Source organism: Peristeroidobacter agariperforans (genome assembly GCF_004138335.1).
Classification (GTDB): Bacteria; Pseudomonadota; Gammaproteobacteria; order Steroidobacterales; family Steroidobacteraceae; genus Steroidobacter; species Steroidobacter agariperforans.
In genome coordinates, this window is record NZ_RYFW01000001.1 from 2,367,035 (window position 1) to 2,379,774 (window position 12,740).

Below are 12,740 nucleotides of genomic sequence, written 5' to 3' on the forward strand. Positions count from 1 at the left end.
GGTGGCCAGCGAAGCTCGACGAAGCCCCGCCGGATGGCGGGGTTGCGGATGTTTGTTGGAGTTTGGGCTTAGAACCGGCCCGAGGAAATCCGAACGCACGCACGCGCAACCGCCGCAATGAAGCGCGGTTGTTGCTGTTTGCGTGTGCTGATTCGGATCATGGCCGCGACTATAAAGCGCCGCGGCGGGGGCGGTCAAACCGTTGGGAATTATTAAGGGTTTGTAATCATTCGGCGGCCAGCGAGGCAAAACCCGCTGGCCCCGAATGTTTCAACCCAAATTCCGGATTAGCGGCGGGCTTTCTTCTTCGACGAGCGCAGCGACAAGCCGAGCTTGTGGATGCGCTGGCGGACGGCCGCCTCGGTGCGCTTCAGCTTGCTCGCGATCGCACGGGCCGGAGTCTGTTCCTTGATCAGCGCCTTCATTTCGCGGTCATTCTGACTCGTCCAACGAACGCGGGAAGTTGCCTTGGAGCTCTTCTTCTTAGCGGGAGTCTTCGAACGTTTTGCTTTAGTTGCCATGGTTAGTCCTCTGGGTAACGCCGCTTGAATCCGCGGCCGCCGCGACGAGTTCCGCGGTCGTGAACTCGTCTGATTCGTCGAGTCGATACACTCAGCATCGGCTTGACTTTGGTGGCCGCTTATGAAACTTCGGTCCGTTCTCGAATGCGCGGGGATGTGATGGGAAGATTCGAAATGACCATGTTTGGAACGGAATGGCGCTATCGTACCAAATAAACACTACGTGTTTGTATATAACGGTGACGGTTGGTGACAAAACGTATCATTCGCTCACCGGCTACTACCGAAATATTCCCTGCAGGGCAAGCATCTAAACGAATTTATATCGACTGGAATTGAGCGTTGAACCGGTAAAAACGCAAAAGGAATGTCGACGCCCGCGCCAAAACAGATGTTTCGCGGGTGTTTCATGCGCTGACCGCGCTCGTTCAGCGTCTCGCCTGCGCCCCGCCGCGCGCCCCGAATCTCGGAAATCACAAACTCGCTACGAGGTAATCCCGAGGGGGCGGGTGCGATCCGCTCACAGCAGCCGCGTCCAGCGGCCGGCAGCGAATTGGTGCACAGCGTGCGATTGGAATATGCGTATGCGGGGCAGCCCAGCGGGCGGATTCCGCGATTTCACTGTCGGCGGATCGTGGGCACTGTTGTTTGCTCGGCGCCCGTCCAATCCAGGCGGAACCTTCTTGTCGCCGCGCGATTAAAAATCGGCATCTTGATGAGATTTCAACCGGAGAGAGGGCAATGACCGAATCCACCGACAGTACAAGCACTTCAGAAGCGCGCGGCCGTGCTGCCGACTTGAAACAGCGCTTGCGCGATGACGGCAAGCAGAGGATCGAGAGCGGCAAGCGCGCCGCCGCGGATCAGATCGCGGATATCGCCGACGCCATCGATGCGGCCTGCTCAAAGCTGGATCAGTCCCAGCCGACGATTGCGAGCTATGCATCGAAGCTCTCGGGCAACGTCAGTGGCCTCGCGGCGCATTTGCGCGAGGACAGCATCGAAGATTTGTACTACCAGGTGCGGCAGCTGGCGGTCCGGCATCCCGGAATGTTCCTGCTCGGCAGCGCCGCGCTCGGTGTCGCGATCGTGCGCTTCATGAAGGCCTCCGAGCGCAACCTGGACGCTTTATATGAAGAGGATCTGGGTGAGGCAGGCGAAGAACAAAGTGCCGCGTTCTATCGAGCGTCGGCCACGCCCGACACCTATGGAAGCAGGGGAGTTTGAGTCATGGCGTCCTCCCCGATACCCAGTGGCCCCACGGATGCGTCCATGACGGGGCTGCTCAGTCGTTTGATGGATGAAGCTCTGGCGCTCGCCAGAAACGAAATTGCGCTGGCCAAAGCCGAAGCTCGCACAGCGTTGCGCGATGTAAAACTGAGCGTCGCGCCGTTCGCGATCGCGGCCGGCGTGCTGCTGGCAGGCGTGCTCACGCTGGTTGCAACCGTCATCCTCGCGCTCGCTGAAGTGATGCGCCCGTGGTTGGCGGCGATGCTGGTCAGCATCGTATTGCTGGTCGCCGGGTTCGTGCTGCTGAATGCGGGCAAGCGCAAGTGGTCACATCTGGGCGAGCAGTTCGATCGCACTCAAGAATCGCTGCAAAAAGATGCGACCGTGGTCGCGCGGAGGACATGATGAACGGCACAACTGACAAGCGTAGCGCCGCCGATCTGGAGCAGCGCGGCGAGCAGATCCGGGCAAATCTGGATCAAACGCTCGATGAGATCCAGCGCAAGTTTTCCTCGGGCGAGTTGCTCGATCGCTCGGTGGAGTTCATTCGAGACTCGGGCTCGGAGCTGATGCGGGAGGCTGCGGACACCGTGCGGCGAAACCCGGTGCCGGTGGTGCTCACGGCGGCCGGGCTGATCTGGCTGGTGGCTTCGGTGGCGAAGTCGCGCTCCGACGACGAGGATTACGAGGATTATATGAGTCGCGAGCGCGAATGGCGGCGCGATGAGGAGCGCTGGGACAGATCAGCTCGTGGCCGCGTGAGGAATGCGGCTGACCAGGTTCGCAGCAGGGCGCGTCGGGTGCAGGGGCAGGTCTCGGACCGGTTGTCGGGTTCGATGCAAACCGTACAAGTCCGCTCGCGCGAAGTGCGCTCACGCCTGGACGATCTGGTTCAGGAACAGCCGATTGCACTCGGTGCGCTCGCGCTGGCGGCCGGCGCATTGATCGGCGCTGCGCTGCCCATGACGGAATATGAGAACAGATGGGTCGGGCCCGTACACGACCGCACCGTAGCCCGCGCCAAAGAAGCCGGCCGACGCGAGTACGACAATCTGCGCGAGGCGGTTGCATCGTCCTTGGAACGTCGCGGCGGCAACGGCGCGCGACGTTTCGGAAGCGACAATGTTGCGGGAACCGACGACGGTTCGCAGCGTCCCGTTCAGGGTTAGCGAGGCATGGCCATGGCTGCATCAATGACTCGCGAGCCAGTCCTCGATCGTTCGCTCGGCTGGTTCAGCGTCGGGCTGGGCATGGCAGAGCTGCTGGCACCGAAAGCGATGGGGCGCATGATCGGTGTGGGCGAACAAAGCACTGTGTTACGAATGTGTGGCGTGCGCGAGATCGTGAGCGGCGTCGGTTTGCTGTCGGGTCGTGCGCCGGCGACGTTTGCGATGTCGCGCGTCGTCGGCGATGTGATGGATCTCGCGTTGCTCGGCGCATCGCTGCGCTCGCCGGATTCGAATCCCTCGCGCGTGGCGGCGACGGCAACGGCAGTTGCCGGCGTTACTGCGCTCGATCTGTACGCGAGCAAAGTGGAACTGCAATCTTCCATGGCCGAGGCGCAACAGGACGTTCCGGTGCACGCCAGTCTGATGATCAATAGTCCGCCGGATCAGGTGTATGCATTCTGGCGCAAGCTGGAAAACCTGCCGCGCTTCATGTCCCACCTGGAATCCGTGGCGGAAGTGGCCCAGCAACGATCGGAATGGACGGCTCGCCTGCCTGGCGGCGTGCAACTGCGCTGGCAGTCGGAGATCGTCGAGGATCAGCCGGGAAGGCTGATGTCATGGCGCACCGTCGCCGGCTCGGAAATAAATCACGTCGGCAGCGTGCGCTTCGAGCCCGGGCCGGGCGGCCAGGGGACGCAGGTTAAAGTGGAAATCTATTACGGCATGCCGGGCGGGCCCGCCGCTGCGAAAGCCGCGCAACTGGTGGCGATGGCGCCGGAGTCCCTGGTCACCGAAGACCTGCGGCGCTTGAAACAATTGATCGAGACCGGCGAGATCGCGACGACCCAGGGCCAGCCGGCCGGAAAGCGCAGCATGATCGGTCGCATGTTCGGCAAGGAGGAGTCATGAGAGCAGTCTGTTGGCAAGGCGTGCACAAGGTCGGCATCGAGGAAGTGCCGGACGCGCGTGTGATCAATCCACGCGATGCTGTTATCAAGGTGCGCAAAGCGGCCATTTGCGGCTCGGACCTCCATCTCTACGACGGCTACGTACCCGGCATGATGCGCGGTGACATTCTCGGCCACGAGTTCATGGGTGAAGTGGTCGAGACCGGGTCCGGCGTGCCGAATCTTTCGCGCGGCGATCGCGTCGTGGTGCCGTTTCCGATTTCTTGCGGCAATTGTTTCTTTTGCGAGCAGGAAATGTACTCGCTGTGCGAGAACTCCAATCCGAATGCGCGGCTCGCGGAAAAATTCTGGGGCCATTCGCCTTGCGGCATCTTTGGTTACTCGCATTTGCTGGGCGGCTATGCAGGCGGGCAGGCCGAGTATGTGCGCGTGCCGTTCGCGGATGTCGGGCCGATGAAGGTCCCGGATGCGATGAGCGATGAGCAAGCGCTGTTTCTCGGCGACATCCTGCCCACCGGCTACATGGCCGCGGAGAACTGCAACATCCGGGAAGGTGACACGGTGGCTGTCTGGGGCTGTGGGCCAGTCGGCCTGTTCGCAATCATGAGCGCCAAGCTGTTGGGCGCGTCCCGGGTCATCGCTATCGATCGATTCCCTGAGCGGCTGAGTCTCGCGCACCGAGCAGGCGCAGAGATCCTCAACTACGAGGAAATGGACACGCTGGAAACATTACGGGAATGGACGGGCGGCCGCGGGCCGGATGCGTGCATCGATGCCGTGGGCATGGAGGCGCACATGCACGGTGTCCAGCACGCGTACGACAAGGTGAAGCAGGCGTTGCGATTGGAAACCGAGCGGCCGGGCGTCGTGCGCGAGGCGATTCAAGCCTGTCGCAACGGCGGTACGGTCTCGGTTCCGGGCGTGTACGGCGGATTGGCGGACAAGATTCCACTCGGCGCCGTCGTGAACAAGGCGCTGACGATCAAGTCCGGCCAGACTCACGTGCAGCGGTACATGAAACCGCTGATGGCTCGCATCGAGAACGGCGAGATCGATCCGACCATGATCATCACTCACCGTATCGGCATCGATGATGTGCCGGATGCATACCAGATGTTCCGCGACAAGGAAGACGACTGCATCAAGGTCGTGGTGAACATGGCCTCGTGACGAGGCGCGGCGCGGCAGTCTGCTTATCAAAGAAGAGGCTTGCCGCCCGTCACGGCGACGGTCGCTCCCGAGACGTAACTGCTTTCATCGCTCGCGAGCATCACATACACCGGCGCCAACTCGCACGGTTGTGCCGGTCGCTTCATCGGATATTGCGATCCAAACTCGCTGACCTTCTGCGGGTCCATCGACGCCGGGATCAGGGGCGTCCAGACCGGCCCCGGTGCGACGGTGTTCGCTCGAATGCCTTTCTCGGCTAGCAACTGCGCTAGTCCAGCGGTGAAATTCTGAATCGCTCCCTTGGTCGTTGCGTAGGCGAGCAGGCTGGGATTGGGAACATCGGCGTTGATCGATGCTGTGTTGATGATGCTGGCGCCTTCCTTCATGTGCGGCATGGCGGCCTTGGTGATGTAGAACATGGCCGAAAGGTTGGTGGCCATCGTCTTGTCCCATTCCTCGTCGGGAATTTTTTCCAACGCGTCGAATGTCATCTGGTGCGCGGCGTTGTTCACCAGGATATCGATGCGGCCGAACGCTTCGACCGATTTCTTCACCAGCGTACGGCAATGCTCGGCTTGCGCGATATCGCCCGGTATCAGCACGCACTTGCGCCCGGCCGCTTCGACCAGGCGCTGCGTCTGCTTCGCATCTTCATGCTCGTTGAGATAACTGACGGCGACATCGGCGCCTTCGCGCGCAAATGCGAGGGCGACTGCACGGCCGATGCCCGAATCGGCGCCGGTAATCAGCGCCTTCTTGTCCGTCAGCCGATTCGCACCCTTGTAGCTGTCCTCGCCGTAGTCCGGCTCGGGCTTCATCGCCTTGCTCGAGCCGGGCAGGGACTGGGATTGTTTGGGGAAGGGCGGTTTAGGGAACTCTTTCCGTGGACTCATGGCGCAGCTCGCAAAACAGCTCTCGATGAGTCCGAACAAGAAAGCAATGGAACGTAAAGTTCCGTCAGGTCACAGGCCCTCGGGCCAGCGCGTCGTGCTGGCCAGCGGGCGACCGGTTTCGAGCAGAGTTTTCAAACTGGCGAGCAGGCCCGGCCAGCCGTTCGAGACGGCGTCGATGGTCTTGGAGTCCTGCACGTCGCTCTCGTGAATGACCGTGAGTTTCACTTCGTCGCCATGCTGCTCCAGTTCATAGGTCAAGCGTGTCGGTCCTTCCGCTTTCAGTTCAGGGACGAACTGGTTGTGCCAGTGAAGCACCAGTTTGCGCGGGCGGTCGATTTCGAGCACTTTGCCGCTGTCGCCGACGCGACCATCGGGGATCATGAGTTTCCAGGAAGCGCCCTGGGTCCAGTCGCAGTCCTGCCAGGTTTCGACCCAGTACTGACGCGTGAACTCCGGCTGGGTGAGCGCATCCCACAGCTTCTCGGCGGTGGTGCGGATATAGGTGACATAGACGAACTTGCTACTCATCGTCGTCTCCTTCCAATCGTTTCTTCAGATCGGCGAGCGCGCGCAGGCGGCCGCGCTCGTACTTGCGGATCCAGCGCTCGGCGATCTCGTGAATAGGCACGGGATTGAGGTAGTGCAGCTTCTCGCGGCCCTGCCATTGCACGACCACGAGATTGGCCTGCTCCAGGATCACCAGGTGCTTGGTCACGGCCTGACGACTCATGTCCAGGCCTTCGCACAGCTGCGCGAGGGTTTGGCCGTTTTGTTCGTACAGGCGATCGAGCAGCGCGCGCCGGCTGCTGTCCGCCAATGCGCGAAACGCAGCGTCCAGATCCATGGCATCATTATGCAACCATGAGGTTGCATGTCAAGACAGGTGTTTCAGGCGCTCTCGGTGGCGATGAGCAGTACGACGCTGTCGTCAGCGAGTTGATGTTGCGAGCGCAGTTCGCGACGTGCAGCGACTTGCAGCAAACCGGCGAGGCCCGTCGCACCGGACTCGGTGGTTTCAGGCCCGCCGGCGCTGCGTAATTCCGCTGCGGCCACACGCAGCTGAACATCCGAAACCAAAACGGAGGCGACCGAATGACGCTGCAGGATTCGTAATGCCGGAGCCGAGGCCATGCCACACGCGAGCATCGAGGCCGAAGTGTGCAGATCGCCTTCAATGAGCGTCGGTTCGCCCGCCTGCAGTGCGCGAGCGACGCACGGCGCGGCGTCGGGTTCGACGATGAGAAACTTGGTCGGCGCGCGGAGCAACGATTGCAGGCCATCGGCCATGGCGGCAGCGAGACCGCCGACCCCGGCTTGCACGAACAAGTGTGTCGGTCGTGCGCGCGACCGATCGTTGAACTGCTCGATGAGCTCGTCCGCCAGCATGCCGTAACCCGCCATCACATCGTTGACGATGGGCGAGTCCGCAGCGCTGGAAGTATCGGAGATCAGCAAACCCTCGCCTCTTGCCGCCGCCGCTTCAGCGGCGGCTACTGCGTCGTCGTAAGTGCCTTCGATGCGTACGATCTCGGCGCCCAACGCTGCGATTCGCGCGGCGCGCAGGGGGCTGACCTCTCTTGGCAAAAAGACCATCGCCTGGGTCCCGGCCTTGTTTGCGCCTGCCGCGACGGCCAGCCCATGATTGCCTTCGCTGGCGCAAATCAATCGAGGCAGCTTTCGTGCGGTCTCGGTGCTCTCGGAGAAGAGATTTCGTGCATCAGTGACGCCGCTCGCTGCCGCCAGCGCGCGGACGCCGGCGATCATTCCGCCGAGTGACTTGAAACTGCCGAGCGGCCGTTCGCCCTCGACTTTGACGTATACGCGGCCGACGCCGGCCAGCCGGGCGAGTGACGGTAACTCGAGTAATGAGGTGGGTTGGGCGTCCGGCCAGAGCAGCGCCCAGAGCTTCTTCAGTTCTTGCATGCAACAAGTATGGCCGCGCAACGCGCCGGTTGGCCGCAATAGAAGCGGTGGCTTTGCTGTTGAACCGCTATGTGTCGTCCAGCGGCACCGGAATCGTCAGCCCCTGCTTGAGCAGATTCAGCACCACATTGGTGGTGAAGCGCCGCACGTTCGGATTTTCCTGGACCAGCTGCGACATCATTGCATCGAATGCCTCGGTGTCGCGCGCGGTGACGATGATCACGAAGTCGGTCTCGCCGGTGACATAAAAGGCTTGCTGAACCTCGGCGCGCTTGGTCAGCCATTCGCGCAGCTGGGCCAGCAGTTCCGGCCGCTCCCGCTCGATCTCCAGGGACACGACAAAGAACGTGGGCCGCCCGATAGCGCGCGGATCGACGATCGCCGCGTCGCGAGCAATGACGCCTTGCTCGCGCAGCCGCTTCAGCCGCCGCTGAATTGCGGAAGGCGACAGGCCGACGTGCTCCGCCAATTGCTCGGCAGTTTGCGCGGAGTCCGCCTGGACGAGGTTCAGAAGCTGACGGTCGAAACGATCCAGATCCATGATGGGTGTTAACAGGCCCTGGCCCTGGCAATGACGAGCGGAAAAACTGCATCGAGCCTGGTGGAATCGCGGCCGATGCGCGCCGCCGCACTTTTAACATCGTAGCCCACGTCACAACCGCGGTGAACCAGTCAATGAACCGGACTTTGAAATTGTTGTATCAGACTCACTCTCCCTATGCCCGCAAGGCGCTGGTGTTCGCGCACGAAGCGGGTCTGGCCGAGCGGATCGAAGTCATTCACCACGAAACCAGTCCGCTGCGGCGGAATGAAACGGTGTTCGCCGCCAATCCGCTCGGCAAGGTGCCGGTGCTGGTGCGAGAGAGCCTGCCTGCGCTATTCGATTCGGACGTGATCTGCGCCTATCTCGACACGCTCCATACCGGCCGGAAGTTGATTCCGACCGAAGGCGAGGCGCGCTGGCGGGCCTTGCAAGTGCAGGCCGTTGCGCAGGGGCTGGCCGATGCCGGCATCGCGATTCGCTGGGAAACCCAGCGCCGGCCGAAGGAGCTGCGTTATCCCGCGTTGCGCGATGGCTACGTGGAAAAATTGCTGGCGAGTTACGACTGGCTGGAGCGGGAGCTCGACACCGACGGCGCCGTCGACATCGGTCACATCGCACTCGCCACGGCCTTGAGCTGGCTGGAATTTCGGGAACTGCCGACGTTCCGGCGCCGGCCGCGTCTGGCGTCCTGGTTCGAGCGGTTCAGCGAGCGCGAGTCCATGGTCGCAACGCCGCTCTGGGGTCAGACGCACGACTGACCGTCCGAAAAAAAATTGGCCGGCGCTGTCGGAACTGCCCGATGTGGCTCGTCCTTGGCTCAATACGGTGGAACAGGAGAGGCGCCTGGGGCAGGCTTGGGCGTCCATCCTTGTCCTGTTTCCAAGGAGACTCAGATGGCCCAGGCACAGACGAAGACATCGACTCAGCCCTTGGTCCCGGCCGCGGAGCTGGCGGCAAGGAACAAGATCAGCTTTCCGAACGAGAGCGCCGAATATCGTCGGGCCCGCACTGATTTGCTCGCTGCGGAAATCGAACTGCGACGTCACATCGAGCGCGTCGCCGAGCTGCGTCGCGCACTGCCGCCGGGCGGCGAAGTGAAAAAGAAGTACCAGTTTCAGGGCGAGCGCGGCCCGGTCACGTTCGCCGAGCTGTTTGGCGACAAGCAGACGCTGGTGGTCTACAGCTACATGTATGGTCCAGAGCGCGCACGGCCCTGTCCGATGTGTACGTCGTTGCTCAGCGCCTGGGATGGCGAAGCACAGGACATCGAGCAGAACGTCGCACTCGCGGTCATTGCGCAGTCGCCGATCGAGCGGCTGACGGCGTTCAAGAAGGAGCGCGGCTGGCGCAATCTCAAGCTCTACTCGGACACGAGCCGCGAATACAGCGTGGACTATCTCGCGAACACGCCCGAGTTCGCCGACACCGCCGCGATCAACGTGTTCACGAAGCGCGATGGCGTCATTCGGCACTTCTGGGCGGGCGAGATGGGCTTCGAACAGGCCGATCCCGGCCAGGATCCGCGCGGCGCGCCCGACCTCATGCCGCTTTGGACCGTGCTCGACATGACGCCGGAAGGCCGCAAGTCCGACTGGTACCCCAGCCTCGAGTACCCGAGATGAGTCGAGGAGCTAACAACTCCTAACGAGCCATCACGGGCTTTTTGTGCCCGGCCACCGCAGCATCGTCGCCATGACTTCCCAACGTAAGGAGTGGCGATGAAGCGGAACAACAGGTTGATGGCGGCAGGTGTAGCGATAGGATTGGTCGCGCTGACAACGGCGGCGCTCGCCAGTCAGGATCGCTACAGCCTGAAGGTGCCGGGCGGCCTGTCATTCTCGGAGTTCAAGGGGTACGAGAAGTGGCAGGTGATTTCGCTCAGTCACAACGGTGACAAGCTCGCGGCGATTCTCGGTAATCCCGCGATGATCCGGGCCTTCGAGGCCGGCATCCCCGGCAATGGCAAGCCGTTTCCCGACGGCGCCAAGATGGCGAAGATCCATTGGATCGCCTCGAAGACGTCGTATCCCAACGCGCCGCTGGTTGCCGGTGCGCTCCATGATGTCGACTTCATGCTCAAGGACAAGCAGCGCTTCGCCGACTCCGGCGGCTGGGGCTATGCCGCGTTCCAGTTCGAGGAGGCGACGAACGCGTTCCGGCCCAGCAACACCTCGGATCGCCCGCCGCAGGGAAACGATGCCAAGTGCGGCTTCGCCTGTCACACGATCGTGAAGAATCGCGACTACGTCTTCACCGAATTTCCCAAGCGCTAACCGACGGTGATCTCCATGCAACAACGATGGCTCATTACTGGCAGCTCTCGCGGCTTGGGGCGTGCATTGTCCGAAGCCGTGCTCGACGCTGGCCATCTCTTGGTGGCGACTGCGCGCGATCGTTCTTCATTGAGCGATCTCGTGGAGCGTCATGGCGAGGCGGTGCGGACGGCGGCTCTCGACGTCTCCGACCCGGCCGCTGCGGAGGCTGCAGTTCAACTCGCCGTCGACAGCTTCGGCAGACTCGACGTGCTCGTGAACAATGCGGGCTACGGCAACGTGAATTCGATCGAAGACACGGAGCTTGCGGATTTTCGCCGGCAGATCGAAACGAATTTGTTCGGCACGATCATCGTCACAAAGGCGGCGATCCCCGTGATGCGCCAACAGCGCGCCGGCCACATCATCCAGTTTTCCTCGGTAGGCGGCCGCATCGGCGCGCCAGGCCGTGCACCGTATTCAGCGGCCAAGTGGGGCGTGGAAGGCTTCTCGGAAGTCCTCGCGAGGGAGATGGCGCTGATCGGCGTCAAGGTCACGGTCATCGAGCCGGGCGGTTTTCGCACCGACTTTGCGGGATCGTCGACCGTGCTTCAGGCCGGGCGCGCTGAATATGACGCAGTCGTCGGCGCGGCCGCCAGGGCGCAGCGCGAGTACGACGGTCGTCAGCCAGGCGATCCGCAGCGCGCCGCGCAAGTCATCCTCCAAATCGCTGCTATGGATGCGCCGCCTTTCAGACTGCCGCTGGGGAGCGATGCTGTGAACGTGATCGAACAGGCGGATCGCGCGAAGCTGGCTGACCTGCAGCGCTGGCGCGAATTGAGTGTGTCGACTGACTTTCCGCGAGCGACACAGGAATAACGGGAGCGGGGAGGTGCGCCAACGCGGCGTCGGCCGTCTGATATATTAAGCGCGGGGGCTGATATACGAAATCGAATCCAGGCCGCGCGGAGGACAGGTTGACCGCATGATTCTCGCTTCCTATAAAGATTTCCATCGGGCGGCTCGCGGCCGCTTGCCCCGCTTCCTGTTCGATTACATCGATGGCGGCGCTTATGACGAGCGCACCATGAACAAGAACGTCAGCGACCTCACCGAGATCGCGCTTCGGCAACGGGTGCTGCGCGATGTTTCCAACATCGACCTGAGCACGACGCTGTTCGGCCGCAAATTGTCGATGCCCGTGGCGCTCGGTCCGGTCGGCATCTCGGGCATGTCCGCCCGGCGCGGCGAGGTGCAAGCCGCTCGAGCGGCTTGCAATGCTGGCATTCCGTTTACGCTCTCGACCGTCTCCATCTGCTCCATCGAAGAAGTCGCGAAGAATTGTCCGGCGCCGATCTGGTATCAGCTGTATGTGATCAAAGATCGTGGATTCATGCGGGAGATGCTGTCGCGCGCGAAAGCAGTGGGCGCTCAGGCGTTGGTGTTCACCGTCGACATGCCGGTGCCCGGCGCTCGTTATCGCGATGCTCACTCGGGCATGTCGGGGCGTTACGCGCCGCTGCGTCGAGTGCTTCAAGCCATGGGGCGGCCCGGTTGGTCCTGGGATGTCGGTTTGCACGGCCGTCCGCATTCGCTGGGCAATCTCAAATCGGTGCTCGGAGCCAAGAGCGGGCTCGGCGATTACATGGGCTGGCTCGGCGCGAACTTCGATCCCTCGATTCGCTGGACCGATCTGGATTGGTTGCGACAGGCTTGGGACGGGCCGCTCATCCTCAAAGGCATTCTGGATCCCGAAGATGCAATCGCGGCCGCGCAAATCGGCGCCGACGGCATCGTCGTTTCCAATCATGGCGGCCGTCAGCTCGATGGCGTGCTGTCATCGGCTCGCGCGTTGCCGGCCATTGCCGACGCAGTGAAAGGCAAGCTGACGATTCTCGCGGACTCCGGCGTCCGATCCGGCCTCGATGTAGTACGCCTGATGGCGTTGGGCGCCGAAGGTGTAATGCTGGGTCGTGCCTGGGTGTTCGCGCTCGCGGCGAACGGCGGCGCCGGCGTCAGTCAGTTGCTGGACATTTTCGCGAAGGAAATGCGAGTGGCGATGGCGTTGACCAGCGTGTGCAACGTGGGCGAGATCGATCGCTCGATTCTCGCGTCATGATCCACAAGGAA

The 12,740-nt window shown here is 62.2% G+C and carries 16 protein-coding genes; 10 read left to right on the top strand and 6 right to left on the bottom strand.

Annotated elements, in window-relative coordinates; translation table 11 throughout:
* Positions 1-287 precede the first annotated feature (287 nt).
* Positions 288-425, bottom strand: coding sequence for a hypothetical protein (locus EK373_RS33025; RefSeq protein WP_157994308.1), 138 nt, complete (start codon positions 423-425; stop codon positions 288-290).
* 837 nt (positions 426-1,262) lie between these two features.
* On the opposite strand from EK373_RS33025, the gene EK373_RS10340 reads away from it, so the two are divergent.
* From EK373_RS10340 to EK373_RS10360, 5 genes are read left to right on the top strand one after another with little or no spacing between them, the layout of a single operon-like run.
* A complete protein-coding gene (locus tag EK373_RS10340) occupies positions 1,263-1,748 on the top strand; it encodes a hypothetical protein (protein ID WP_129642583.1) in 486 nt (161 codons plus the stop codon).
* A 3-nt stretch (positions 1,749-1,751) separates the two neighbouring features.
* On the top strand, positions 1,752-2,156 hold the full coding sequence (locus EK373_RS10345) for a phage holin family protein (RefSeq protein ID WP_129642584.1): 405 nt from the start codon (positions 1,752-1,754) through the stop codon (positions 2,154-2,156).
* Positions 2,156-2,920, top strand: a complete 765-nt coding sequence (locus tag EK373_RS10350) for a hypothetical protein (protein WP_129642585.1) — start codon at positions 2,156-2,158, stop codon at positions 2,918-2,920. Before EK373_RS10345 ends, EK373_RS10350 begins: the two co-directional genes overlap by 1 nt.
* 12 nt (positions 2,921-2,932) lie before the next feature.
* Positions 2,933-3,829: an SRPBCC family protein gene (locus EK373_RS10355; RefSeq protein WP_157994309.1), complete on the top strand. Its 897-nt coding sequence runs from the start codon at positions 2,933-2,935 to the stop codon at positions 3,827-3,829.
* A complete protein-coding gene (locus EK373_RS10360; protein ID WP_129642587.1) occupies positions 3,826-4,998 on the top strand; it encodes a zinc-dependent alcohol dehydrogenase in 1,173 nt (390 codons plus the stop codon). The genes EK373_RS10355 and EK373_RS10360 overlap by 4 nt, the downstream gene beginning before the upstream one ends.
* 26 nt (positions 4,999-5,024) lie before the next feature.
* Here the strand turns inward: EK373_RS10360 and EK373_RS10365 are convergent, their stop codons facing one another.
* The 5 genes from EK373_RS10365 to EK373_RS10385 all read right to left on the bottom strand — a co-directional run bounded on the left by EK373_RS10365 (position 5,025) and on the right by EK373_RS10385 (position 8,355).
* A complete protein-coding gene (locus EK373_RS10365; protein ID WP_129642588.1) occupies positions 5,025-5,891 on the bottom strand; it encodes an SDR family oxidoreductase in 867 nt (288 codons plus the stop codon).
* A 69-nt stretch (positions 5,892-5,960) separates the two neighbouring features.
* The gene (locus tag EK373_RS10370) at positions 5,961-6,419 is read right to left on the bottom strand and encodes an SRPBCC family protein (RefSeq protein WP_129642589.1); all 459 of its coding nucleotides are present in this window, start codon (positions 6,417-6,419) and stop codon (positions 5,961-5,963) included.
* Entirely contained in the window at positions 6,412-6,735 is a 324-nt protein-coding gene (locus tag EK373_RS10375) for an ArsR/SmtB family transcription factor (protein ID WP_129642590.1), read from the bottom strand. The genes EK373_RS10370 and EK373_RS10375 overlap by 8 nt, the downstream gene beginning before the upstream one ends.
* 44 nt (positions 6,736-6,779) lie before the next feature.
* Positions 6,780-7,814 carry a pyridoxal-phosphate dependent enzyme gene (locus tag EK373_RS10380; RefSeq protein WP_129642591.1) on the bottom strand — a complete coding sequence of 345 codons (1,035 nt, stop codon included), beginning with the start codon at positions 7,812-7,814 and terminating at the stop codon, positions 6,780-6,782.
* A gap of 67 nt (positions 7,815-7,881) precedes the next feature.
* On the bottom strand, positions 7,882-8,355 hold the full coding sequence (locus EK373_RS10385) for an Lrp/AsnC family transcriptional regulator (protein WP_129642592.1): 474 nt from the start codon (positions 8,353-8,355) through the stop codon (positions 7,882-7,884).
* A 146-nt stretch (positions 8,356-8,501) separates the two neighbouring features.
* Here EK373_RS10385 and EK373_RS10390 point away from each other — a divergent pair, with 146 nt between their 5' ends.
* The 5 genes from EK373_RS10390 to lldD all read left to right on the top strand — a co-directional run bounded on the left by EK373_RS10390 (position 8,502) and on the right by lldD (position 12,729).
* The gene (locus EK373_RS10390; RefSeq protein ID WP_129643573.1) at positions 8,502-9,116 is read left to right on the top strand and encodes a glutathione S-transferase family protein; all 615 of its coding nucleotides are present in this window, start codon (positions 8,502-8,504) and stop codon (positions 9,114-9,116) included.
* Positions 9,117-9,251: 135 nt separating this feature from the next.
* Positions 9,252-9,980, top strand: a complete 729-nt coding sequence (locus tag EK373_RS10395) for a DUF899 family protein (RefSeq protein ID WP_129642593.1) — start codon at positions 9,252-9,254, stop codon at positions 9,978-9,980.
* Positions 9,981-10,076: 96 nt separating this feature from the next.
* Positions 10,077-10,631 (top strand): cytochrome P460 family protein, encoded by a 555-nt coding sequence (locus EK373_RS10400; RefSeq protein WP_129642594.1) that lies wholly within the window; start codon positions 10,077-10,079, stop codon positions 10,629-10,631.
* 15 nt (positions 10,632-10,646) lie between these two features.
* Positions 10,647-11,489: an oxidoreductase gene (locus EK373_RS10405; protein WP_129642595.1), complete on the top strand. Its 843-nt coding sequence runs from the start codon at positions 10,647-10,649 to the stop codon at positions 11,487-11,489.
* Between the two features lie 106 nt (positions 11,490-11,595).
* A complete protein-coding gene (gene lldD / locus EK373_RS10410) occupies positions 11,596-12,729 on the top strand; it encodes an FMN-dependent L-lactate dehydrogenase LldD (RefSeq protein WP_129642596.1) in 1,134 nt (377 codons plus the stop codon).
* The last annotated feature ends 11 nt before the right edge of the window (positions 12,730-12,740 follow it).

Bases quoted from the DNA above. Each gene is read 5' to 3' on its own strand.
- EK373_RS33025 (WP_157994308.1), bottom strand. From the start codon at position 425: ATGAAGGCGCTGATCAAGGAACAGACTCCGGCCCGTGCGATCGCGAGC.
- EK373_RS10340 (WP_129642583.1), top strand. From the start codon at position 1,263: ATGACCGAATCCACCGACAGTACAAGCACTTCAGAAGCGCGCGGCCGT.
- EK373_RS10345 (WP_129642584.1), top strand. From the start codon at position 1,752: ATGGCGTCCTCCCCGATACCCAGTGGCCCCACGGATGCGTCCATGACG.
- EK373_RS10350 (WP_129642585.1), top strand. From the start codon at position 2,156: ATGAACGGCACAACTGACAAGCGTAGCGCCGCCGATCTGGAGCAGCGC.
- EK373_RS10355 (WP_157994309.1), top strand. From the start codon at position 2,933: ATGGCTGCATCAATGACTCGCGAGCCAGTCCTCGATCGTTCGCTCGGC.
- EK373_RS10360 (WP_129642587.1), top strand. From the start codon at position 3,826: ATGAGAGCAGTCTGTTGGCAAGGCGTGCACAAGGTCGGCATCGAGGAA.
- EK373_RS10365 (WP_129642588.1), bottom strand. From the start codon at position 5,891: ATGAGTCCACGGAAAGAGTTCCCTAAACCGCCCTTCCCCAAACAATCC.
- EK373_RS10370 (WP_129642589.1), bottom strand. From the start codon at position 6,419: ATGAGTAGCAAGTTCGTCTATGTCACCTATATCCGCACCACCGCCGAG.
- EK373_RS10375 (WP_129642590.1), bottom strand. From the start codon at position 6,735: ATGGATCTGGACGCTGCGTTTCGCGCATTGGCGGACAGCAGCCGGCGC.
- EK373_RS10380 (WP_129642591.1), bottom strand. From the start codon at position 7,814: ATGCAAGAACTGAAGAAGCTCTGGGCGCTGCTCTGGCCGGACGCCCAA.
- EK373_RS10385 (WP_129642592.1), bottom strand. From the start codon at position 8,355: ATGGATCTGGATCGTTTCGACCGTCAGCTTCTGAACCTCGTCCAGGCG.
- EK373_RS10395 (WP_129642593.1), top strand. From the start codon at position 9,252: ATGGCCCAGGCACAGACGAAGACATCGACTCAGCCCTTGGTCCCGGCC.
- EK373_RS10400 (WP_129642594.1), top strand. From the start codon at position 10,077: ATGAAGCGGAACAACAGGTTGATGGCGGCAGGTGTAGCGATAGGATTG.
- EK373_RS10405 (WP_129642595.1), top strand. From the start codon at position 10,647: ATGCAACAACGATGGCTCATTACTGGCAGCTCTCGCGGCTTGGGGCGT.
- lldD (WP_129642596.1), top strand. From the start codon at position 11,596: ATGATTCTCGCTTCCTATAAAGATTTCCATCGGGCGGCTCGCGGCCGC.